General features: G+C 41.1%; 26 protein-coding genes and 2 tRNA genes. All 28 read right to left on the bottom strand.

The features are described from left to right. Position 1 precedes the first annotated feature (1 nt). The 28 genes from WKT08_RS09860 to tig all read right to left on the bottom strand — a co-directional run bounded on the left by WKT08_RS09860 (position 2) and on the right by tig (position 21591). A complete protein-coding gene (locus tag WKT08_RS09860; RefSeq protein ID WP_340281784.1) occupies positions 2-1099 on the bottom strand; it encodes a sensor histidine kinase in 1098 nt (365 codons plus the stop codon). Beyond that, the gene (locus tag WKT08_RS09855; RefSeq protein WP_340281782.1) at positions 1096-1836 is read right to left on the bottom strand and encodes an ABC transporter permease; all 741 of its coding nucleotides are present in this window, start codon (positions 1834-1836) and stop codon (positions 1096-1098) included. Before WKT08_RS09855 ends, WKT08_RS09860 begins: the two co-directional genes overlap by 4 nt. Then, positions 1805-2722, bottom strand: a complete 918-nt coding sequence (locus WKT08_RS09850; protein ID WP_340281780.1) for an ABC transporter ATP-binding protein — start codon at positions 2720-2722, stop codon at positions 1805-1807. The genes WKT08_RS09855 and WKT08_RS09850 overlap by 32 nt, the downstream gene beginning before the upstream one ends. Before the next feature lie 72 nt (positions 2723-2794). Continuing rightward, positions 2795-2986 carry a hypothetical protein gene (locus tag WKT08_RS09845; protein ID WP_014712940.1) on the bottom strand — a complete coding sequence of 64 codons (192 nt, stop codon included), beginning with the start codon at positions 2984-2986 and terminating at the stop codon, positions 2795-2797. Between the two features lie 135 nt (positions 2987-3121). Beyond that, a complete protein-coding gene (locus tag WKT08_RS09840) occupies positions 3122-3676 on the bottom strand; it encodes an SP0191 family lipoprotein (protein WP_023919327.1) in 555 nt (184 codons plus the stop codon). A 284-nt stretch (positions 3677-3960) separates the two neighbouring features. Further along, a complete protein-coding gene (locus tag WKT08_RS09835) occupies positions 3961-5625 on the bottom strand; it encodes a DAK2 domain-containing protein (RefSeq protein WP_014712937.1) in 1665 nt (554 codons plus the stop codon). 2 nt (positions 5626-5627) lie between these two features. Further along, positions 5628-5993: an Asp23/Gls24 family envelope stress response protein gene (locus tag WKT08_RS09830; RefSeq protein WP_003004393.1), complete on the bottom strand. Its 366-nt coding sequence runs from the start codon at positions 5991-5993 to the stop codon at positions 5628-5630. Between the two features lie 142 nt (positions 5994-6135). Then, positions 6136-6324: a 50S ribosomal protein L28 gene (gene rpmB, locus WKT08_RS09825; protein ID WP_001140948.1), complete on the bottom strand. Its 189-nt coding sequence runs from the start codon at positions 6322-6324 to the stop codon at positions 6136-6138. Positions 6325-6442: 118 nt separating this feature from the next. After that, complete coding sequence (locus WKT08_RS09820; RefSeq protein ID WP_340281767.1) at positions 6443-7138, bottom strand: LiaF transmembrane domain-containing protein; 696 nt, start codon at positions 7136-7138, stop codon at positions 6443-6445. A gap of 4 nt (positions 7139-7142) precedes the next feature. Continuing rightward, positions 7143-7589 carry a LytTR family DNA-binding domain-containing protein gene (locus WKT08_RS09815; protein WP_003004160.1) on the bottom strand — a complete coding sequence of 149 codons (447 nt, stop codon included), beginning with the start codon at positions 7587-7589 and terminating at the stop codon, positions 7143-7145. Positions 7590-7889: 300 nt separating this feature from the next. Next, positions 7890-8201, bottom strand: a complete 312-nt coding sequence (locus WKT08_RS09810; protein WP_340281817.1) for a LiaF transmembrane domain-containing protein — start codon at positions 8199-8201, stop codon at positions 7890-7892. A gap of 197 nt (positions 8202-8398) precedes the next feature. Next, a tRNA-Thr gene (locus tag WKT08_RS09805) sits at positions 8399-8471 on the bottom strand. A gap of 46 nt (positions 8472-8517) precedes the next feature. Next, on the bottom strand, positions 8518-8979 hold the full coding sequence (locus tag WKT08_RS09800) for a GNAT family N-acetyltransferase (RefSeq protein ID WP_049522771.1): 462 nt from the start codon (positions 8977-8979) through the stop codon (positions 8518-8520). Between the two features lie 38 nt (positions 8980-9017). After that, a complete protein-coding gene (locus tag WKT08_RS09795; RefSeq protein ID WP_049475103.1) occupies positions 9018-9803 on the bottom strand; it encodes an ABC transporter permease in 786 nt (261 codons plus the stop codon). 1 nt (position 9804) lies between these two features. Next, positions 9805-10623, bottom strand: a complete 819-nt coding sequence (locus WKT08_RS09790) for an ABC transporter permease (protein WP_049475104.1) — start codon at positions 10621-10623, stop codon at positions 9805-9807. Position 10624: 1 nt separating this feature from the next. Then, positions 10625-11617: an ABC transporter ATP-binding protein gene (locus WKT08_RS09785; RefSeq protein ID WP_049475105.1), complete on the bottom strand. Its 993-nt coding sequence runs from the start codon at positions 11615-11617 to the stop codon at positions 10625-10627. A gap of 380 nt (positions 11618-11997) precedes the next feature. Then, entirely contained in the window at positions 11998-12405 is a 408-nt protein-coding gene (locus WKT08_RS09780) for a hypothetical protein (RefSeq protein ID WP_014712923.1), read from the bottom strand. Between the two features lie 53 nt (positions 12406-12458). After that, positions 12459-12857 (bottom strand): hypothetical protein, encoded by a 399-nt coding sequence (locus WKT08_RS09775; protein WP_021154464.1) that lies wholly within the window; start codon positions 12855-12857, stop codon positions 12459-12461. 37 nt (positions 12858-12894) lie between these two features. Further along, the gene (locus WKT08_RS09770; RefSeq protein ID WP_024055414.1) at positions 12895-13242 is read right to left on the bottom strand and encodes a hypothetical protein; all 348 of its coding nucleotides are present in this window, start codon (positions 13240-13242) and stop codon (positions 12895-12897) included. 66 nt (positions 13243-13308) lie between these two features. Next, positions 13309-13863: a histidine phosphatase family protein gene (locus tag WKT08_RS09765; protein WP_024055415.1), complete on the bottom strand. Its 555-nt coding sequence runs from the start codon at positions 13861-13863 to the stop codon at positions 13309-13311. A gap of 51 nt (positions 13864-13914) precedes the next feature. Next, the gene (locus tag WKT08_RS09760; RefSeq protein WP_049486083.1) at positions 13915-14853 is read right to left on the bottom strand and encodes an alpha/beta fold hydrolase; all 939 of its coding nucleotides are present in this window, start codon (positions 14851-14853) and stop codon (positions 13915-13917) included. Positions 14854-14937: 84 nt separating this feature from the next. Beyond that, a complete protein-coding gene (locus WKT08_RS09755; RefSeq protein WP_003004573.1) occupies positions 14938-15819 on the bottom strand; it encodes a class II fructose-bisphosphate aldolase in 882 nt (293 codons plus the stop codon). Between the two features lie 191 nt (positions 15820-16010). Further along, positions 16011-16463 (bottom strand): hypothetical protein, encoded by a 453-nt coding sequence (locus WKT08_RS09750; RefSeq protein ID WP_024056238.1) that lies wholly within the window; start codon positions 16461-16463, stop codon positions 16011-16013. 80 nt (positions 16464-16543) lie between these two features. Continuing rightward, a tRNA-Leu gene (locus WKT08_RS09745) sits at positions 16544-16629 on the bottom strand. Between the two features lie 124 nt (positions 16630-16753). Further along, on the bottom strand, positions 16754-18367 hold the full coding sequence (locus WKT08_RS09740) for a CTP synthase (protein WP_049475109.1): 1614 nt from the start codon (positions 18365-18367) through the stop codon (positions 16754-16756). A 173-nt stretch (positions 18368-18540) separates the two neighbouring features. Next, entirely contained in the window at positions 18541-19236 is a 696-nt protein-coding gene (locus tag WKT08_RS09735; protein WP_024056236.1) for a B3/B4 domain-containing protein, read from the bottom strand. A gap of 261 nt (positions 19237-19497) precedes the next feature. Further along, positions 19498-20082, bottom strand: a complete 585-nt coding sequence (gene rpoE / locus WKT08_RS09730; RefSeq protein ID WP_024054894.1) for a DNA-directed RNA polymerase subunit delta — start codon at positions 20080-20082, stop codon at positions 19498-19500. A 225-nt stretch (positions 20083-20307) separates the two neighbouring features. After that, positions 20308-21591 carry a trigger factor gene (gene tig, locus WKT08_RS09725; protein ID WP_003004508.1) on the bottom strand — a complete coding sequence of 428 codons (1284 nt, stop codon included), beginning with the start codon at positions 21589-21591 and terminating at the stop codon, positions 20308-20310. Positions 21592-21666 lie beyond the last annotated feature (75 nt).

Below are 21666 nucleotides of genomic sequence, written 5' to 3'. Positions count from 1 at the left end.
CTTATTTCCTTTCTTGATAGGGGATCCGTATTTCTATCCGGGTCGGCTTGTGTTGATGACTGATCTCCAGCTCTCCTCCCAACAAGGCAATCCGTTCGCGAATCGAGTGCAGGTCTTTGTCAGAGACCTTGTCAAAGCCGATGCCATTATCTTCTGCGACCATTTCTACACCTGTTTCGGTGGAGCGATAAGAGAGAAGGGCCTGCGTCGCTTTAGCGTGTTTGATCATATTGGTAGCTAATTCCAGAGATACCATGGCCAGAGCAGATTCTAGAATCGGCGAGATGCTAGCAGTATCAAGCTCGTTTTGAATCTCCACTTTGATTTGAGCTACTTCCAGCATTTGCTTGACGGTTTCTAGCTCTCTTGCCAGGGTTCGCTGCTTCAGGTTCTCGACAATCTCTCGGACTTGGTGCATGGACTCTTGACTGATGGCTTGAATCTCTTGCACCTGTTCCTGGGCCTTCTCAACCTGACCCAATGCCAAGAATTGATCAGCTAGGTCCGCCTTGACACTGAGCATAGCAAAGGTGTGTCCTAGACTGTCATGCAGATCACGGCCAATCCGATGGCGCTCGTTTTCTGCCAGTAAGAGATTGATCTGGGCATTTTGCTTGGCATGGTCAGCTTTCAACTCTTCCATCATCCGAATCCGAACCATGCCGTAAGTCATGGCATGGGTAAAGAAGAAAATGATGATTAAAAATACCCATTCATACTCCATCGCATTCTGTTTGAAAAAGATAACTCCAAAAAGTAGGAATTGCGATAGAAAAACTGTCCAAAGATAAGGAGAGCGAAAATTGCAAATCTCAAAGTGATAGACTAACAGGTTACTGATGAAGAAATAAAACCAAAAATAGTTGGCGTTAATAAAAAGAGTATTTCCTGCTACATAGGCTAGGAGGTATAGCCAACAAATCCAGGTCAGCTTTTTGTTTTCAGTAATCAAGACTCCTAGATAGGAAGCAATAAACAAGAGGGCTAAAAAGAAGTGCCAGTAGGGGACCTCCCCTAATAAAATAGAGATAAAGGGAAAGCCCATAAAGACTAGGCTAGCGTAAAACATATAATGGATACGCTTGAGTTTTTCAATCATGAACGAACCTCAGAATGACGACGATAAACAATGACAAGGGTAAAGAAGACCAGGGTAAACAATGCTAAATAGAGACTAGCAAAGCTATTAACCCGCCCCTTGTTTAAAAAGGTCTTGATCAGTTCCATCAATTGATAGGTTGGCAGGCATTTGCCGATGGCTTGCATCCATTCTGGAAAGAGACTAATCGGCATCCATAGTCCACCCATGACAGCCAGTCCCATGTAAAGGAGATTGCCCGCAACCGACATCAATTGGCTAGAAGGAAGCAAGGTCAAGACCAGACCGATAGCTACAAAAGCCAGGCTTCCTAAAATGAGAAGGAAGGCTGCAAGGATCCAATCCTGCAGGGGCATATTCACATGCCGCACTACATGACCCACGGTGAAGACAACCCCAATGGATAGGAGAAAGTCGACAAAGAGACCGACAACCTTTATTAGATAATATTCTACCATAGATACGGGAGTATGGCGCAAGACTTTTTGCCAATTATTGAGTCGATCAGTTTCAAGAACTGTTGGAAAGGAAAATAGAGCCGTAGACATCATGGAAAAAGCCGTCATGGAGAGGAGATAATCCCTCATAAAGTGAGCAGGTCCCCCTGGTGTGTCCTGGTACATCCCTGAAAAGAAGAGATAAAAAGCCGTGGGCATCCCAATGGATAACAAGTAATAAATGGCTTGACGTCTGGTCAAATGCCACTCAACCACGCCAAGAGCTTTCATACGTTTCATCTTCTCTACCTACTTCCTTTGTATTTTCAAAAATAGAATCCAATAAACTTCGATTGGTCACTTCGATTTCTTGGATCGAACATCCTTCTTCTTGCAAGCGAGTCCACAAACGATTGGCGTCGCGTGTCACAACCTGAAGAGCATCGGGTTTAATGACCACTTGACCAATGCCTTCCATCTCTGCCACTAGAGCTTGGTAGCGTAGAGGTAGGGTGAAATGTTTTTCTACCTCTTCGCTTCTCATAGCGAGAGGTGTCGTATCCCGAAGCAAATGGCCCTGATGCAAGACCAGGATCCGATCAGCTGTATGTTCTACTTCCTCGATGTAATGCGAAGAATAGACAATGGTCACGCCTTCTTCCTTTAAATGCCCGACGATCTCCCAAAAGCGTTGGCGAGTGGACGTATCCATCCCCGCAGTTGGCTCATCTAAGAAAAGTAAGCTAGGACGACCAATCAAGGTTAGAACAAAAGATAAGAGACGCTTTTGACCACCAGACAACTTACTAGCCAATTGCTTCTTTTGTTCTGAGCTAAAACGTAATAAATCATCGATTTCTTCCCCTGTTAAGGGTTGGGGATAAATAGAGCGAAAGAAGTTGATCAGTTCCTGCACGGTTAACTTTTGAACGATGGCATTCTCTTGAGGGAGATAGGACACACTAGCCTTTAACTGAGGATGACCAGGTGCCTTCCCCTCTACTTCAATAATCCCAGAAGTCGCCTTCATATCTCCCAGAAGACAGTTCATCAAGGTTGTTTTCCCAGCTCCGTTTGGCCCGATCAAGGACAGACAATCCCCCCGTTCAACTGCAAAAGAAAGATCTTCTAAAATGACTTTTCCTTTGATACTTTTTTTCAAGTTCTCTACTCTAATGACGCTCATGATACTCTCCTTTCAACCAGGCTTAAACGGCCGGAATGATGGCAAAAACAACCAGGGTTACTCCCGTTGTTTTCATTGCTCCATCTCCTTTTTAACAGCCTTGATCATTTTCAATCCTTCCTGAACCGCCCAGCTCATGATGCCAATCCCAGCAAATAATTCCCAAGGAAAATGGTAATAGAGACTATCATCCTTTGAAAAGATCAAATAGACGACCATCCCCACCACTGTTAACGTAAACACTTTATAGAACCATTGTTTCATTTTTCCTTACCTCTTACTTTCTGACTATATTATAGCGAAAGAAAATAACAGCCACTAGATAATTTTGTCACTCGCTCACATGACAAAAGTCACTAAAAAAAGCCAAGTGACTTCACTCGACTTTTTCTATTCTTCTTACTGACCTTCTTCTTTCATGCCATGCAGTTTCAAGGCCTTGACCAAGGCATCTGCCTTCATGTTTTTCAAATCATTGAGACCAGCATCTTTGAAGTAAGAAATTTCTTCAAGAGACTTGGCGTCAATTTGGTTGAGGTCAATCACACTGGTTGAGAGCAATTTTTTCTCTGGTGTGACTGTGTATTCCAAACTAAAACCGGGAACGGTTTTTAGCTTCTTATAGTCTTCATTTTGCTCCAGCAAAGCTTGAATGGCTGCTGTGAGCTCTTCAGGTGACTTCTCTGCTGCGATAGTTCCAAGTTGTTGGGGCAGATCAGCTGTCACTTCGATACGAAGGTTTTCAACCTTATCTCCCTTAGATTTGATGATATCCCGGTGTTTTGTTCCATTGATATCTCCTACTAAGGTTGTGGTTTTTTCTTCATTTTTTACTTCTTTTTTAACAGAGGAACTGCTAGATGAGCTAGCGGTTGTAGTTTTCTTTGTTTGGGATTGCGAACAACCAGTCAATACCAAAATGGCTAGCCCAAGGGTTACAAAAAATTTCTTCATTTTTATAACTCTCCTTTCACATACTGATACCAGTATAACATATCGCATCTTTCTTGTCTAAAAACTCCACTGCTCAAACCATTTCCCCCTCTTTTCAAGCTCTTCAATTTGAATAAAAATCTGATGAATATGAGACTTTTTGCAGAAACCTCTTTTTCTCACGAATAAAGCTTCCGTGTAGGGGTCACTTCAATCTCAATTCCTCTGAATCACGCTGATTTCATAGGGAATCTCCTCGTTTTTCTATATACAAAAAAAGGTTCCGAAAGGAACCTTCTGTTCAATTATTCTACACTAAACAAGTATGGGTAGACAGGTTGGCCACCTTGGTGGATTTCTACTTCTACATCTTCATACTTCTCAGCAAGGGCTTGGGCCAATTCATTTGCCAACTCCTCACTGCCGTCTTCACCGACATAGATGGTCACAATTTCACTGTCTTCGTCCAACATATGAGCGAATGTTTCTTCCAAGGTTTCCATCATATCTGGATTTGAAACAACGATTTTGCCATCGACCATTCCAAGATTATCATTTTCATGGATTTCAAGCCCATCAATAGTGGTATCGCGAACCGCTGTTGTCACACTACCAGACGCAACATCACCCAATGAAGCGCTCATGCGTTCGTAGTTTTCTTCGATCGATTTGCTTTCATCAAAGGCAAGAAGACTAGTCAATCCTTGAGGGATAGTCTTGGTCTCAACAACTGCTGCAGGTTGATCAATCACTTCTGCTGCAGATTGAGCCGCCATCAAGATATTTTTGTTGTTTGGCAAGATAATGATGTTGCGCGCATTCAACTCTTCAACCGCTTTGACAAAGTCTTCTGTTGATGGGTTCATGGTTTGACCACCAGAGATGATGTAATCAACTCCTTGCGCTTTAAAGATATCAGCCAATCCGTCACCAGCAACTACTGCGATGATGGCATATTCTTTTTCTTCAACTGGTTTGGCTTGGCGCTCTTCTTTTTCAACTTGCGCTTCGTGTTGGTTGCGCATGTTGTCGACTTTGACCTTGACCAAGCTTCCGTACTTAAGACCTTCTTGCATGACAAGACCTGGATCTTCTGTATGGACGTGAACTTTGACAATCTCATCGTCATTCACCACCAATAGGGAATCCCCAAGGTTGTTCAAATAGTTACGGAATTCATCGTAATCGAAGTCTTTGACATAGGTTGGACCTTGTTTCAAAGCGACCATGATTTCTGTACAGTAACCAAACTTGATGTCTTCAGTTGCGACATGGCCAGCAACTGACTTGTGGTGTTCTGCATTGATCATTTCTGACATGGTTGCAGGTGTTGCTTGGAACTCTTCAGAAGCGATGAATTCACCTGTCAAGGCTGACAAGAATCCTTCATAGATGAAGACCAACCCTTGACCACCAGAGTCTACCACGCCAACTTCTTTCAAGACTGGCAACATATCTGGAGTCTTCGCAAGAGCTGTTTTAGCTCCTTCAAGAGCGGCACGCATGACTTCTACTGCATCATTGGTAGATTCTGCTTTTTTCTTGGCCCCGATAGCTGCTCCACGAGAAACCGTCAAAATGGTCCCTTCAACAGGCTTCATAACGGCTTTATAAGCAACTTCTACACCAGACTGGAAGGCTGCTGCAAGCGCTGCTCCATCCAATTCTTCTTTGTCTTTGACACTTTGAGAAAATCCGCGGAACAATTGAGAAGTGATGACTCCTGAGTTCCCACGCGCACCCATCAAGAGACCTTTAGCGAAGATCCCTGCTGCTTCTCCAACAGTTGAAGCAGAACGGTCAGATACTTCTTTGGCCCCATTTTCGATGGTCATTCCCATATTGGTTCCTGTATCTCCATCTGGTACAGGAAAGACGTTCAAAGAGTTTACATATTCCGCTTGTTTATTTAAGCGCGTAGCCCCCGCTTGAACCATTTCTTGAAATAAACTTGTAGTAATATTAGCCACGATTATTCTCCCACAATCTTGATATTTTGAATATAGACATTCACAGTATCCGTAGTGATTCCAAGTTGATTTTCCAAACTAAATTTCACACGTTCTTGAATATTTTTTGAGACTTCGCTAATCTTTGTTCCATAGCTCAAAACAGTGTAAACATCAACTGCGATAGTTCCTGCTTCCGTTGTTTTGACAACAACACCTTTAGAGAAGTTTTCTTTCCCTAGGAGGGCTTGGAAATTATCTTTGATCGCATTTTTGCTGGCCATTCCAACCACACCGAAGATCTCAGTAGCGGCACCGCCTACAACAGTTGCGATAACCTCATCAGTCAATTCAATTTGACCGTCCTTTGTATTGATTTTTACTGTCATAATTTCTACCTCAAAAGTATTTTATATTCTATTCTACCATAAAAGAGATCAACTGTAAAAGGGTAGGGACTATTCTTCTCCCGCTGTGACAGCTGTCTCTAGAGAAAAAGAAAAGAACCTCTATGAGGTTCTATATTCTTTATTAAACGCGTTCTACTTTACCAGATTTCAATGCACGAGCTGAAGCCCAAACTTTTTTAGGTTTACCATCGATAAGGACAGTTACTTTTTGAAGGTTTGGTTTTACGGCACGTTTTGTTTGGTTCATAGCGTGTGAACGGTTGTTACCTGATACAGTCTTACGACCTGTGAAATAACATACTTTAGCCATTTCTGTGTTTCCTCCTATTAGATCTAATATAACGGATGTGCTAGCACCACATACCGTACTATATTACCAAAAAAAATCTCTCTTGGCAAGCTTTTGGCCAAAGTTTTTCATTTCCAACTTAAGAAAACGAATTCGCTCCGACATAGATAATTTCTAGATTTCCTAAGGAAACATCGCCCGTAATGTAGAAATCCTTGCTTGTCAGAGCACTTGGATTTTCCTGATGTTGGATCGCTGAGAGGGAATTATCCACATTTACATGGACACGCCAATCACTTGGTACATAGAGACTCAAACTTCCAAGGGAAACATCGACAACAAACTGAGCAGATGGACCCTCGATGCGGCAATTGTCAAAATAAACCGATGCTTCTCCCATACTCACATCTGCACTTCCGTGGATGAAGTGTTGATCATTGAGATATTTTGTCACTGTTGAAAAAGTGACATCGATGTCATTGCCATCCGACTTATTCATGGATCCAGCAGAATAGGAAGCTAGGCGGGCTTTTGTTTTCTTAGAGGGTTTAAACAAAATGTTGAGCCCAATCACCGCGAGAATTGAGGAAAGGATGACAACTGAATTTGAAACTGGGAGGAAATGGTATTGCCCATTGAGACAAAAGAGGGCTAAAAGTCCATAGATGAAGCCCCAACCAAAATGGCGTTTTAAGAAACTAGAGAGGGACAGGACGGCAAGCAAGGTAACCCAAGCTAAGGTCCAGATGCTGATGTCCCATTTTACAAAATAGCCTTGTAAGAGGATTAAGGCTGCTAAAAGGATTAAGAATACTCCAATTAATTTTTTTCTCATGATATTACCTCATTTCATTTAGTCTTTCTTTTAAGAGTTGATAGTAGCGTCTAGATACGTGAACCTGCTTATGAGTCTGGTAGAAATTGACCGTGCTGGTCCCTGAAAAAGACTTTTCCAGAGAGTAGATCTGCTTTGCGTTGACAATGGTGGATTTGGATATCCGACAAAAGGCGATGGGAAGCAGCTCCTCCAACTCATAGAGCTTCTGCTTAACCTCATAGGCCTCGTCCTTGGTGTGCCCAAAAATCTTCTCCCCGTCCGTCTCAAAAAAGAGGATCGATGCCACATCCAGAAAATACTCACTTCGATCCTTGTAAAAGGCCAAAGGAGCAACCTTTTGTTCGAGGATTCTCTCTTGCAGCTGGGTCAACTCCGGGGTCAAGCGCGGAGCTCGAATCAAGATCTCAGGCTCGTCCATAGATGGATCCAATTCGATTCTAACTTTCATAAAACTCCTTTCCCAACGTTTTGATAGTACCATTATAACAGCTGTTGAAAACAAAACAAGGGCTTTTCAGTAAGCGGAACGTTTTCCCCATCAAGAGGTCGTATTTGAGAAGTAAAAAAGAGAGTGGGACAGAAATCGGTCATTCGTTAGAATTCGATTCCGTCGTCCCACCTCCGCACAGTTGAGTAGGGCTGTATAAGCTGATGAAATCAGCGTAGTAGAGCCCACTCAACCACTGCGTCTTGCTCTACAATCCAAAGACAATTGAGAGGCTAGGATTTTTATCCCAACCTCCTTTCTTTATTTATTGCTTTCCTTGTTCGGTAAAAGAAAACTAAGACCTACACAAGCGAGCACACCTGCTGTAATAACCAGGCCATTTGAGACCGACAAGAGATCGTAAATCGCATTTGCGATCATAAAGGCGATCAAGGCGCAGATAACACTTGCCTTGTAATCTTTTTTCAAGAGATTTTCAAGTGTAAAGAATGCAAATAAGAGAACAGGAAATAGGGGCCAGATGTTCACATCGAGCTTTGGAAAACCAACCATTCCCATTGTGACAACCGCAAGAGCAACCAAAATAAATCCAAGTCCAAGTAGTTTTTTCATCATATACCTCATTTTGATTATTCGGAAGTATTTCTTCCTTTGATGATTCTATGATAGCAGAGAGCTCCTACGGAGACAAGGACTTTTGACTAAGTGGTCAAAAATGGCGCCTATGTGGTCAAAAGAAGGAGCGAGACCGAACGAATATGTGATCACCATCATTCGTCGTCTCGCTCCTTCAAAGCAGATTTTTTCTATGCCGATTGCAGGGATCGAACCTGTGACCTACGCGTTACGAGTGCGTTGCTCTACCAACTGAGCTAAATCGGCGATTACCTTCTTAGTATAGCACTCTGATAGCGGATGTCAAGCACTTTTAGTTGATCTTTTTTATCAGAATCTGACATGGATTCTGCGGATCCCATAAAGATGGAAAAATCTCTAACTTTTTAAATCCAAGACTGCGATAAAAGACATTTGTTCGGTCATAATCTTTATTTGAACCTTCTGCGACTGTTTTGACCTGTAGGTAGTCCACTTGTTTGACTGCTTCTCTTTCTATAGTCGTAATTAATTCCCTTCCAATTCCTTGACCTTGGAATGATTTTTTCACGCCTAGACAGTCAATTTCAGCACAATCTTCACTCGAATATGATAAACTTATAAACCCTACTACATCACTTTCTTGATAAGCAGCCCAAACTCGTAAATCCTTAGCTCCTTCAATGTAGGCTTTCGTGCTTTCTGGTATTCCAAACCATTCTGGCAAATCCCTTAAAATCTCAGCGACAACTGCCATTTTTTGATCTTCACCCTTGACTTCTTTAATTACAAACATCATAAGTTCCTTTCTTGATTTTAGTCTTACTTTACCTCTTACGATCCAGCACTTTCGTAGGCATCCAATCCCCTGTCCCAAAGTTTGAGGGAAATAACAAAGAAAACAAGGGAAATCAGAATCAAACCACCAATATTAAAGAGTCCATCCTTGTCCTGCAAGAAATAGCTGGCAGGATAGTAGGCCGTAAAGGCGAAAGGTACAATAAAGCTAATTAACCAACGAAGGAGCGAATTGTAAATAGAAATAGGATACTTGGCGAAATCATTGAACATATAAAAAATGTAAATCATGGCACCTGACTGCTTGGTCCAAAAAGCGATGCTGGCTGTAGCAATTTTCAAGGAAGTATAAATCAAGGTCGCAAAAGGAATACAAACTAGGAAAAGCAGGAATTTTGGAAGAGTCCAAGCGATGCTAGTCACTGTTGTACCTAATAGAATGCCACCGACCAAGAGTTCACCCAAGGCATCAATCTGAAAGGTCTCAACCAGAATATGAAATAGGGGATTGATAGGACGAGTCAGATACTTGTCAAACTCCCCTTTTCGAACTAGTCGTTGACCTAAAGCCCAGAGATTGTCAAAAAAGAGATGATCTAATCCCTTTGGAATTAAGGAAAATCCATAGATAAAGGCAATTTCTTGAAAGGTCCAACCTTCTAGGGAGGGAATGTGTTGAAAGAGTACATTAAGAAACAAGAGGTTCAGGCCTTGAGTCAGAAAGACTCCCAACACACCAACCACAAAATCCACCTTGTATTCCATGATTTGCTTGATGTATTGTCTGATAAAAATCAGATGCATGCGTTGATATTTTTTCATCCTAACCTCCCTGAATGGTGATAAATGACTGGACTCGTTTCCAAATCAACTGAGACAAGCCCACCATCACTATAAGCCAGAAAAGCTGAAGCAAAAGTGCTTGAAGAATCTGACTGGCATCGTATTTCCCAACAATAATCATGACCGGAGTGTAAATTAAGGATGAGAAAGGCAAGAAGGACAGAATATCTGAAACGATTTTCGGAAAGAAAGCCAAGGGAATTAAACTTCCAGACATAAAGGCCACTATTGAAGTCTTGAGTAGATTGGAACCCCATAAATTTTTAAATACAAAGGCTGAAAATCCAAAGCAGATATTAAAGAAAAAGTTAATCAGATAAGCCAGAGTTAAGCTAAAGAGATAAAGGACAGTTAATCCCAGCACCTCTAGAATACCTTGCCCAGATAAGATTTTTATCAAAACAATGACACTTAAAAATGGCAGACCAACAGAGATAAAAATCAACCACTTGGAGCCAAGTTCGGTGAAAAGGTAAGAGGCCGCAAAATGCACTGGTCTCAGCAAGCGCATGATAATGGAGCCATCCTTGACCTCCTCCCCAATCATAAAGGAGCTATCAGACCTGGTCAACAGATTGGTCACAAAACTCATGATGATGTAGAGAGTGATATCTGCCATACTGAAGCCCTGAATCAAAGGCTCCTGAGAGGAGTCAAAGACTGCCTTCCAGAGATAAAAGGCCACAAAAGCCCCCATGACATCACCAATCCGATAGAGAATAAAGTTGACTCGATAGGTAATCAACTCCTGAATCCCCGCATTGATAAAGGGTTTATAACGTCTCCACAATTTGACCATCTTAGAGCTCCTTTCGGTAGAAGCGACGGATAATATCTTCAATATTCGTATCTACCATCTTCAAATCACGGACCTCAAAATCAGATAAGGTTTGCTTGATAATATCGGCCGACTGGTAGCGGGAACTATCGAATTCAATATTGAGAGTATTTCCTTGTCTATCAATGGACATATCAGGCAAGCCCTCATAATGAGAGACGAGATGATTTTGACCTGGCGTCAGGTCAAAGGAGAGAGTCTTCATCTTTCCAAAGGTCTCCTTGAGCTGGCTAACCGTTCCATCAAAAATCTCTTGCCCCTTATCAATCATAAAAATCCGATCACAGAGTTGCTCAATATCACTCAAATCATGAGTAGTCAAGAGAATAGTTGTCTCTTCCTCCTGATTAATCTGGGTAATGGCCCGACGAATGTTGTCCTTGACCGACACATCCAAACCAATAGTCGGTTCATCTAAAAAGAGAACTTTGGGATTGTGAAGCAAGGAAGCCGCAATATCCGCCCGCATCCGTTGACCTAGTGAAAGAGTCCGCACAGGATCCTTGATAAATTCCTTCAAATCCAAAACTTCATTCAAAAAGTCCATACGCTTATGGAAAAGCGAGTCCGGTACATCATAGATCTCTTTCAAAACCGTGTAGGTCTCTTGCAGAGCCAAATCCCACCATAACTGGGTGCGTTGTCCGAAAACGACTCCAATATCCTTGACATAATCTTGGCGATTATCCTGCGGAATCTTGCCGTTAATCCGACAAAAACCAGATGTCGGTTTTAAAATCCCTGTCAGCATTTTGATGGTGGTTGACTTCCCAGCACCATTTGCCCCGATAAATCCTAAAATCTGCCCTTTTGGAACTTCAAAAGTTAAATCCTTGACCGCTTCAAAGGTCTGCTTTTCAGGATGAATAAAGGAGCGCAAGGCTCCCTTTAAACCCGGCTCCTTAACTGTCTTCACAAAATTTTTCCGAAGATGTTGCACTTCTATCATTGCCATATCTATCTCCCTATCGTAAGAAGCAACATTGTATTTTTGACCACAAATATTCTAAATCCTTACTTTCTACACTTTCTAAATATTATTACAGAAGGCTTTATACCAACCTATTATAATCCAATAAAAAAAGGAATGCAAGCGTTTGCTTATTGATTATGAAATGAGAAATTTTTCTCTTAAAATAATACTTTTAAGCAAAAATTCTGGTTTCATCGTTTCCTTAAAATACCAAAAAAACTGCCTTCTTTTTCAACATAAGGAAAGAAAGCCCTAATAACACCCTTTTATAGTGCAAATGTCTACGGAAAACAAGTGTTAATTTATATCGAAAATTTTTATCCCTAAGAAAAGATAAAAAGGTGATGCTGCATCACCTCCCTCTACCAAGTTAAGTCTTCAATCATGCTTCTTACTTGTGAATCAAGAGTCTTATCCTTCTTCAGTTCTCCAACCAAAGTCTGAATCTGCCGGACTAGATTTGGATCATTGTCATTATAGCATCGATGAAGCATCCAGATGTTATGCACAGTTGGACTTTTTAGAACTGACTCCATCAATAATTCCTCATAGCCTTGATGATAAAATCGCTCCACAAAGTGAACCAACTCACCTGGAGCTCCAAAATCTACTTCTGGATGCTTGGAAATAAAGTCTAAGACGGGGTCAACCAAATCAAAGGGTTGAGGGTAAGCCTCCATGGCATCTACAATCTCGTCTGCCAACTCAAATTCTTGGTCTTCAGTAATTGCATCATGCAAAGCAACTAACATATCATCTTTAGTAAGCATCTGATTCTCCTTTTCAACTTTTCCATATCATTATTCGTTTTTGAACTTCTTCTTCACTCATCAAACCTTGTTCGTAAGTAGTTTTCCAACTCCTTTTGGGATAAATCACTAGGAAGTTCAAACACATACTCATAACCTTCATCACAAAAGGAAACTTTCTCTTCAGGTGGAAACCATTTCCGAAGCCAGATGATATAGGAGGCATAATCTTGTAACCTGTTCGTTGAATCAAAGTAATCAATCACAAAAACATTTTTCTTGCTACTCAGTGAACTTTCCAAAGTAAGCTGAGGACTTTGATAATCCCAAGAAAGCGAGTAAGCTTTTTCAGGATTCGTCCTTTCTCTGATCAAAATACCTGGAAATTTTTCTCTCAAAGCAGTACAAAAGGCTTGTAAATCTAGGAATATGGGGTCTTTACTCTCAATAAAGACAAAATCAGCAGTACTCATCAGTCTCTCTCCTTCTTTTTAAAACTGAAAACAGACCTTAACCATCAATGGCAAAATTCTCCAGACTCTCAAATGCCTGCCCCTGATAGTCAAAAGAAAAGATATGAATATCATCAAAAGTTTGATCGCAGAAAGTAACGGTTTGTCTTTCTGGCTCGATGATGGGTTTACCCAATTTTTCAGTAGCTTCTTCATCTGTGAAATACCCATAAAATTCTTGTAAATGAGGCAGTATAAATGCAAGAATACGGTAAAGATTTTTATGGTAATTGGCTGCAAGCAACTGAGCTTCCATCTCAAAGTTTCCACTTGGTTTTTCTTCCCAAGCTACAAGAACATCATCTACTTCATGTAGGTAGGCTTGCAAGGACTGATCGAATATCATGGCTATTTTTCCTTCAATTCTATTTGTAATAACAGAAAATAAAATCACATAGATTGAACTAAATGATTACCTAGATGTAACTTTCATAATTCTTTTCACACTCTTATCTTTGTCAACTAGAAAGCAATCTGGAAAAGTCATCTGTCCCCATTTTTTATAATCAAAACTTGAATCAAAATGATTGATTAAGATTCCTAGCAAATTTCCATGAGAACTCAGTAAAATGGTTTTATCTGAGTACCTTTCTTCCAAGTCCTCAAATAAATCTAAAATTCTATTTAATGCTTCTCGATTGGACTCTCCTCCAATAAGAGATTTATCTGGATTTTGCCATAAATATTGAATTGTTTTTTCAAACTCAGTATCTTCAATAAATCTTGAGGATAATTTTCGCTCTCGTAACCGATTATCAAGAACTATTTTATCAAATTGAATTGGCGAGCTATTAATCGTTTCAAATGCTCGTTTATAAGGACTAGAAAAATAATAATCAATATTAAAAGAATTCAAAAAATCTAACTGATTAAGAGATGAAAATCCTTTTTCTGACAAAGTTCTATTAAAATCATCACTTGAAAATCTTGAATGAGCATGTCTAAGTAAAATATAAGAATTATTCATAAGTCATTACCTTTCAATTATTATCATCAGTCTCAATGGATTTTTAAGCCCTCAATTATTCTCTAAAAATTCTTTAATGCGAGAAACAATAGCATCGCTTTGATAATGATAGAGGTCGTGAGGCGCATCCATATAGTCGACTTGAACATTAGACTGGTCGCTTGCAAATCTCTCTGCATAACGTTGCCACTCTGATTGGCTAAAGGTCGTGCCTTCACCGTTAGAAACCAGGAGTAAGGCTGGAATTTTCGGATTAATGCTAGATGGAACTTTCTTGGCATTTTCCTTTGCCAAACGCGATTCATGAAACATAGCTTGTGACATCAACTGCTTATAAGCTAGAAGTTTATATTGTTTTCGTTCACTTTCGATCAGAGTTTGATTTTTTATATATAAGGACTCAGGAAAGTAGCGTAATAAGCCAATCTTGCTGCTCCAATATGCCACAGTGAGCAAGGTCTGATTCTCCTTTAAATCTTCATAACTTGATGGCAATGCCCAATCTAAACCAATCAAAGCTTTCACTTCATCAGGAAACTTCTCCTGCCAAGCAAGACTCTCTAAACTAGCCATAGAATGCGAAATAATCACATAAGGACCTGAAACATGAGCTTGCGCCAAAGCTTGACGGGTCTCAGAAAGGACCTCCATCACATCTCTTGAACGATCACTATCTTCACTAAAACCATATCCTGCTCGCTCCACGACAACAACCTTGTATTTTTTGGATAGGGGATCTGATAGATTCTTAAAGTCTAGGATAGGAGAGGCGATACCTGCACCGGAAAGAAAAACGATTGTTTGAGGTCCTTCTCCTTTAACAGAGACATTCATTCGATGTCCATTGACTGTAACTTGTTTACCAATGGGTGTGAGAAGCTTACTTTCATTTCGTAAACTAAATTGATGAAAAACAAATGTAGCACCTAAAAAGAGCAGGAGAAAGCCACAAACGATCCAGCTCCACAGTTTGAATTTTTTCATAGGCATATTGTACAAAAATTAACCCCTGGAAGCAACCTTTCCCAAACAAAAAAACAAGATCCACATGGGACCTTGCTTTCCTGTTTTTAATTAAGCTTTGCCTTCTGAACCGAATACGTCGATACGTTCTTCAACAGCTGCAGTAATTGCTTCGAAACCTGGTTTCAAGAATTTACGTGGGTCGAAGAGTTTCTTCTTGTCGTATTCTGCTTCGTTTGCATCGTATTCACGTACGAATTGACGAGTAGCATTTGCAAATGCGATTTGGCATTCAGTGTTCACGTTAACTTTTGCAACACCAAGTTTGATAGCTGCTTGGATTTGATCATCAGGGATACCTGATCCACCGTGCAATACGATTGGGAATCCTGGAACAGCTTCAGTCAATTTTTGCAAGTGGTCAAGGTGAAGACCTTTCCAGTTTGCTGGGTAAGGACCGTGGATGTTACCGATACCTGCCGCCAAGAAGTCGATTCCTGTAGCAACCATTGCTTTAGCGTCTTCGATTGGTGCCAATTCACCGTCACCGATGATACCGTCTTCTTCACCACCGATAGTACCAACTTCAGCTTCTACTGAGATACCTTTAGCATGAGCTTTTTCAACGACATCTTTCGCCAATTTAAGGTTTTCTTCAACTGGAAGGTGTGAACCGTCAAACATGATTGAAGTGTAACCAGCTTCGATACATTCAAGAGCATCGTCGTAGTGACCATGGTCAAGGTGAATAGCAACTGGTACAGTAATACCCATTGATTCTACAAGGTTTTCAATAAGGGCTTTACATACTTTGTAACCACCCATGTATTTAGCAGCACCCATAGAAGTTTGGATAAGTACTGGAGCTTTCTTAGCTTCTGCTGCACGCAAGATAGCTTGAGTCCACTCAAGGTTGTTTGTGTTAAATCCACCAACTGCATAACCATTGTCACGAGCTGCTTGGACAAATTTTTCTGCTGAAACGATTGCCATTTGTTATAGGCCTCCTATAAATTTTTATGGGGTTAATCCCACTTACATTGTTTATTTTATCACTTTTTAGATGAAATTGCTAGTTTTTCCTGTGTCTTTAAGCGCTTTCTTACGATAAATAGGGTGGAATCTCCTAACTCCTAAGACTTTCATCCTAGCAAATAAGTAAAAGAAGAGGGCTTACACCCCCTTCAATTCTCTTCTTTAAAATTTTTTAGTGAAAGGAGAAAGGCAATCCCGCAAATCACAAGGAATACCGCTGCAACCCATTGAGAATAGAAATAAGCAGCAAATAATTGACTGTCGGTGAACATTTTTCCAAGAAGCCCGTTTACCAATCTAAAAAGAAAAGGAAAGGTGTCAGGTACAGCAAGAAATATCGCAACAAGTAGAATAAAGCCTGCCATCAAGAAAAGATTGGGAATCCACTTTTTAATCCTTTTCTCTTTTCTGAGCAAACACTTAGAAGCAATCGCTGCTAGAAAAACGAGGACATTCCATATGTTTAAGGCGATAAAATATCTAAAAGTATCCTTGTATGCGCCTATCGCCATAGCTAAAATCATGATAGGACCGAAAAAATTAATGGCACTTCCCAATAGTGCAAAGAGGCCATCGACCAAAACCAGATACTTCTTCTTCATTTTCTCACCTCATCTCACACCTATTCTACCACAAAGAAATTTGAAAACAAAAAAAGATAGCCAAAGCTATCTTGATCCGATGCGGAGAGAGGGACTTGAACCCTCACGACCTAAAGCGGTCACAGGATCCTTAGTCCTGCGCGTCTGCCAATTCCGCCATCCCCGCGATTGAGTACTTTACTAGTATATCAATCAACAACTTTTTTGTCAAGATTTTTTTCAAACTTTTTTCAGGGTTTGTCATTTTTTCACAAAAAGGGATCAGGTTTCTCGACCTGATCCCTTGATTTTTATTTGCTATCGTGGTTTTCAACTGCCGCTGTGATAAAGGCTGTGTAAAGTCCTTCTGGGCGGTTTGGACGGCTTGACAATTCTGGGTGGTATTGGCAAGCAACAAAGAATTTGTTTTCTGGGATTTCAACGATTTCGACCAAACGGTTGTCTGGTGAAACGCCTGAGAAGACAAATCCTGCTTCTTCGAACTGTTCACGGAAAGCATTGTTAAACTCATAACGGTGACGGTGGCGACGTTGTACCACTTCTTGATTGTCATAGGCAGCTGCTGCTTTTGATCCTCGTTTGAGTTTAGAAGGGTAAAGACCGAGACGGAGCGTTCCACCCATGTCTTCCACATCGATTTGGTCCCGCATGATATCGATAATTGGATACTTGGTTTCTGGATCCAATTCGGATGAATTAGCCCCTTCCAAACCTAAAACGTGACGGGCAAATTCGATACAGGTTAACTGCATACCCAAGCAGACACCCAACATTGGTACGTCCTGTTCACGCGCATACTTGATGGCTTGAATTTTTCCTTCTGTTCCCCGTTGACCAAAACCACCTGGGACAATGATCCCATCCGCATCTCCAAGGAGTTCTGCCACATTCTCAACAGTCACATCATTGGCATTGACCCAATTAATCTTGACCTCTGCATCATTGGCATACCCTGAGTGCTTCAAGGCCTCAACGACAGAAATGTAGGCATCTTGCAATTCTACGTATTTTCCAACCAAGGAAATCTTGACCTGCTTCTTGAGGTTCATGACCTTGTCGACCATTGCAGACCATTCTGTCATATCTGCTGCAGGAACATCAAATTTCAAATGGTCACAAACGATTTGGTCCATATTTTGTGCTTGCAAGTTCAATGGGATTTGGTACAAATGTTCCACATCCAGTGATTCAATGACAGCTTCTGGTGCCACATCACAGAATTGAGCCAACTTGTTCTTAATTCCTTGACCAGCTGGTTTTTCTGTACGGATGACCAACATATTTGGTTGAATTCCAAGACCACGCAATTCTTTCACAGAGTGTTGGGTCGGCTTGGTTTTCATTTCTCCCGCAGCCTTCAAGTAAGGTAGAAGAGTGGTGTGGATGTACATAACGTTTTCAGCACCAACATCTGCCTTCATTTGACGTAGAGCTTCAAGGAATGGAAGGGACTCAATGTCTCCAACTGTTCCCCCGACTTCTGTGATGATGACATCTGAATCCGTCGTCGTCGCTGCCCGTTTGATCTTCTCTTTCAAGGCATCTGTGATATGAGGAATGACCTGTACAGTTGCTCCCAAGTATTCTCCACGACGTTCCTTACGAAGGACCTCACTATAAATTTTCCCTGTCGTTACATTTGAGTACTTATTCAGATTGATATCAATAAAGCGTTCATAGTGACCAAGGTCCAAGTCTGTCTCTGCACCATCGTCTGTGACAAATACTTCCCCGTGTTGGTAAGGACTCATCGTCCCTGGGTCGATATTGATATAAGGGTCAAATTTTTGGATGGTCACTTTCAATCCACGATTTTTAAGCAAGCGACCAAGACTTGCTGCGACAATCCCTTTCCCGATGGATGATACGACACCACCTGTGACAAAAATATATTTTGTTGACATGTGCTTTCCTCTTCTTCTAATGTTGTAGAGGCCATTCCTCTTTGCAGAAAAAACAAAAATAGCTCCCTAATCCTTAGGGAGCTCCGACCTCAAAATGAGGTGCCCGAACAATATCTTACCGCAAATGGATTACTTTGTCAAATTGAAAAATTCATGAAAATGATTTTCGCTGTTTACACGACCTTTTCCACTCCATTTTGTGTGACGAGAAATTTCTCAAATTGAAGCTGAGGCATGCAAAGAGCAAGGTCCTTGTGGATTCGTTCTAGCGCTTCTAAACGCATCTCGACTGACGTCTCGGTATTTCCTTGGATGACAAAGAGAGCGTTTTGCGTAGTCTCCTCAAATTTGTAATGGTCACTATCGCGTACATCCAACCAAGCCAGAACTCCTTTTTGATCTCTATAGACGGGATCTGTCGGTGCTACATGCTTTTCGCTAGAAAGGATGGGGAAGAAGAGATCTTCTCTTTGACTCACTGTAAATTCAATCGGCCCCTCAATCTTATCTAGGTCATGTCCTCCGATCGCGAGAAAAGACTTCAGCGATTCGACATTATAGATATCGATGATGCTATTGATCTGAGGCAGAGCACCACGATGCTGGATGTTTCGGATAAGAGCAAGGACTGTTGGTGGATTTTTCTTGATGCTACGCCCTACTTTTTGCAAGAGGTCTGTATAGCCTTTGATGACAGGGGATGCCGCTACTTCTTCTGTTTGACACTGGAGCGCCCATTGTTCAACTGCTTGCTTCTTTTCAAGAAAAGAAGGGGGCAGGACTGCTTGGGGATCCACATTTCTAGCAATTCCGACCACAACCGTATCAATACCAAGAGCTACTAAACTTTGATCTAAATGAAAGTCCATCTGAATACCTCCTATTTGGGAATCCTTACACGTTTATCATACTCCATTTCGCCACTTTTTTCAATGCAAACAAAAAGAGAGTGGGACAGAAATCGGTAATTCGTTAGAATTCGATTTCGTCGTCCCACCTCCGCACAGTTGAGTAGGGCTGTAAAAGCTGATGAAATCAGCGTAGTAGAGCCCACTCAAGCACTGCGTCTTGCTCGACAATCCAAAAACAATTGAGAGGCTAGGACTTTTGTCCCAGCCTCTTCTTATGATTTATTCTTCTTCCTCGTCTTCAGAATCCTCTTCTTCGTCGTCTTCTTCGCTTAATTCAACTTCCTCACCCAAATCATCTGGTACGATTTCATTGATTTCAGCATCGTAAGCTTCGACTTCACTCTTTTCATCGTCTGGATTTTCTTCATCATATGAAAGAGCTGGATCTGCTTCGTAAACTTCTTCGTCTTCTGGATCGTCGTCGTTGTAGTCGATCGCATCTTCGTCTCCATCCATAAAGGCATTGACACGTTTTTTCTTCCGTTTCTTAGGAGTTTCATCTTCGTCTGTTTCTTCAAGAGCGATGATTTCTTCGTCAACTTCATCGATGGCATACCATGAACGAAGACCCCATTTGTTATCTCCAAGTGGGATAAAGCTTCCATCTACATTCAATTCTGTGTAGAACAATGGAAGAGCTTCACGGATCTCGCTGTTTGATTTTTCAAGGTAAATTTGAATTTCATTTACAAGATCGCTAAAGTACATTTCATGGTCACGTCCGCGTAATTCCAAAATCGCACGCGCCACTTCAATCATAGAAAGTTCACTTTTTTCTTGTCCAGCAAATACTTCTAATTCCAAGGGTAAATCTCCTTATGTTTCATTTCCTAAATGGAGAAGGATCCGGTCTTAAACCTCATCCTATCCTCAATGATAGATTGAAAACTTCTCGCCACTAAATCTATCACGCATTTTATCGTTACACTCTATTGTACGATAAATTTCCCCTTTCGTCAAAGGAAAATTCCAGGATTCTCCATGAAATCAAAAAAAGAAGAGCCTCACGGCTCTTCTTTTTTATCTCAATTATTTTACTTTTGCTGTGCTTGTGATCACGTTCACTGCTTTCTTCACTGTGATGTCATGTTTCAACATTTCTGGTGAAAGAAGGTTGCGAACTTGTTCAACTGGCATGTTGTAATCTGCTGCCAATTGTTCGATTTCAGCGTTGATTTCTTCTTCAGTTGCTTCGAAGCCTTCTGCTTTCGCTACTGCTTCAACCACAAGGTTTGTCTTCGTACGGCTTTCAGCTTCTGCTTCGTATTGTTTGTGAAGATCTTCTTGAGTTGTTCCAGTGATTTGGAAGTACATTTCAGGTGAGATACCTTGACGTTGCATGTTTCCAAGGAACTCGTTGATTGAACGGTGTACTTCTTCGTGGATCATTTCTTCTGGAAGGTCAACGATTTCAGCGTTTTCAACTGCAAGATCGATTGCTGCTGCTTCTACTGCATCGTTGTATGCTTCTTCTTTAGCTGCTGCCAATTCTTTGCGGTATTTTTCTTTCAATTCGTCAAGAGTTTCAACTTCTTCGTCGATGTCTTTTGCCAATTCATCGTCAAGAGCTGGTACTTCTTTTGCTTTTACTTCGTGGATAGTTGTCACGAATTTCGCTTCTTTACCTGCAAGGTCAGCTGCTTGGTAGTCTTCTGGGAAGGTTACGATCACATCAACTGTTTCACCAGCAGAGTGTCCAACCAATTGGTCTTCGAAACCTGGGATGAATTGTCCTGAACCAAGTCCAAGTGAGAAGTTGTCACCTTTACCACCGTCGAATTCAACACCGTCGATAGAACCTACGAAGTCGATCACAACTGTGTCACCTTCTGCTGCAGCACCTTCTTTAACAACCAATTCAGCCAAGTTGTTGCGTTCGCGTTCGATACGAGCATCCACATCAGCGTCTGTTACTTCTTTAGAAACTTCTACTGATACTTCAAGGTCTTTGTAAGCACCCAATTTTACTTCAGGTTTTGTGACAACAGCTGCTGTCAATGTCCAGTCTTGACCTTTTTCCATAGATACAACATCGAAAGTTGGTTGTGCTACAACTTCGATTCCAGCTTCTTTAACAGCTGCTTCGTATGCTGCTGGAAGAAGATCGTTCAAAGCATCTTGGTAAAGTGCTTCTTCACCGAAACGTTGGTTGAAGATTGGACGTGGAATATGACCTTTACGGAATCCAGGTACGTTCAAAGTTTTCTTAACTGACTCAAACACACGGTCCAAAGCAGGTTTGATTTGCTCTTGGCTGATTGTGAAAGTCAATACACCGTGGTTAGTTTCTTTGTTTTCAAATGATACAGACATTCTGTCTCTCCTTAAAATAATATAGTCATTCCTTATAATTTTACCACAAAACTTTGAAATTGCAAGTTTTAAAAC

The sequence above is a fragment of the Streptococcus sp. HCA-5024 genome (genome assembly GCF_037890265.1).
Lineage (GTDB): Bacteria > Bacillota > Bacilli > Lactobacillales > Streptococcaceae > Streptococcus > Streptococcus lingualis.
Note: the sequence above shows the minus strand (reverse complement) of the source record. Positions and strands in the feature narration are given on the sequence as shown.

Excerpts from the sequence above, each read along its gene's own strand:
- WKT08_RS09860 (WP_340281784.1), bottom strand. The coding sequence starts at position 1,099 with ATGATTGAAAAACTCAAGCGTATCCATTATATGTTTTACGCTAGCCTA.
- WKT08_RS09855 (WP_340281782.1), bottom strand. The coding sequence starts at position 1,836 with ATGAAACGTATGAAAGCTCTTGGCGTGGTTGAGTGGCATTTGACCAGA.
- WKT08_RS09850 (WP_340281780.1), bottom strand. The coding sequence starts at position 2,722 with ATGAGCGTCATTAGAGTAGAGAACTTGAAAAAAAGTATCAAAGGAAAA.
- WKT08_RS09845 (WP_014712940.1), bottom strand. The coding sequence starts at position 2,986 with ATGAAACAATGGTTCTATAAAGTGTTTACGTTAACAGTGGTGGGGATG.
- WKT08_RS09840 (WP_023919327.1), bottom strand. The coding sequence starts at position 3,676 with ATGAAGAAATTTTTTGTAACCCTTGGGCTAGCCATTTTGGTATTGACT.
- WKT08_RS09830 (WP_003004393.1), bottom strand. The coding sequence starts at position 5,993 with ATGACAGTAAAAATCAATACAAAGGACGGTCAAATTGAATTGACTGAT.
- rpmB (WP_001140948.1), bottom strand. The coding sequence starts at position 6,324 with ATGGCTAAAGTATGTTATTTCACAGGTCGTAAGACTGTATCAGGTAAC.
- WKT08_RS09820 (WP_340281767.1), bottom strand. The coding sequence starts at position 7,138 with ATGAGAAAAAAATTAATTGGAGTATTCTTAATCCTTTTAGCAGCCTTA.
- WKT08_RS09815 (WP_003004160.1), bottom strand. The coding sequence starts at position 7,589 with ATGAAAGTTAGAATCGAATTGGATCCATCTATGGACGAGCCTGAGATC.
- WKT08_RS09810 (WP_340281817.1), bottom strand. The coding sequence starts at position 8,201 with ATGAAAAAACTACTTGGACTTGGATTTATTTTGGTTGCTCTTGCGGTT.
- WKT08_RS09800 (WP_049522771.1), bottom strand. The coding sequence starts at position 8,979 with ATGTTTGTAATTAAAGAAGTCAAGGGTGAAGATCAAAAAATGGCAGTT.
- WKT08_RS09795 (WP_049475103.1), bottom strand. The coding sequence starts at position 9,803 with ATGAAAAAATATCAACGCATGCATCTGATTTTTATCAGACAATACATC.
- WKT08_RS09790 (WP_049475104.1), bottom strand. The coding sequence starts at position 10,623 with ATGGTCAAATTGTGGAGACGTTATAAACCCTTTATCAATGCGGGGATT.
- WKT08_RS09785 (WP_049475105.1), bottom strand. The coding sequence starts at position 11,617 with ATGGCAATGATAGAAGTGCAACATCTTCGGAAAAATTTTGTGAAGACA.
- WKT08_RS09780 (WP_014712923.1), bottom strand. The coding sequence starts at position 12,405 with ATGCTTACTAAAGATGATATGTTAGTTGCTTTGCATGATGCAATTACT.
- WKT08_RS09775 (WP_021154464.1), bottom strand. The coding sequence starts at position 12,857 with ATGAGTACTGCTGATTTTGTCTTTATTGAGAGTAAAGACCCCATATTC.
- WKT08_RS09770 (WP_024055414.1), bottom strand. The coding sequence starts at position 13,242 with ATGATATTCGATCAGTCCTTGCAAGCCTACCTACATGAAGTAGATGAT.
- WKT08_RS09765 (WP_024055415.1), bottom strand. The coding sequence starts at position 13,863 with ATGAATAATTCTTATATTTTACTTAGACATGCTCATTCAAGATTTTCA.
- WKT08_RS09760 (WP_049486083.1), bottom strand. The coding sequence starts at position 14,853 with ATGCCTATGAAAAAATTCAAACTGTGGAGCTGGATCGTTTGTGGCTTT.
- WKT08_RS09755 (WP_003004573.1), bottom strand. The coding sequence starts at position 15,819 with ATGGCAATCGTTTCAGCAGAAAAATTTGTCCAAGCAGCTCGTGACAAT.
- WKT08_RS09750 (WP_024056238.1), bottom strand. The coding sequence starts at position 16,463 with ATGAAGAAGAAGTATCTGGTTTTGGTCGATGGCCTCTTTGCACTATTG.
- WKT08_RS09740 (WP_049475109.1), bottom strand. The coding sequence starts at position 18,367 with ATGTCAACAAAATATATTTTTGTCACAGGTGGTGTCGTATCATCCATC.
- WKT08_RS09735 (WP_024056236.1), bottom strand. The coding sequence starts at position 19,236 with ATGGACTTTCATTTAGATCAAAGTTTAGTAGCTCTTGGTATTGATACG.
- tig (WP_003004508.1), bottom strand. The coding sequence starts at position 21,591 with ATGTCTGTATCATTTGAAAACAAAGAAACTAACCACGGTGTATTGACT.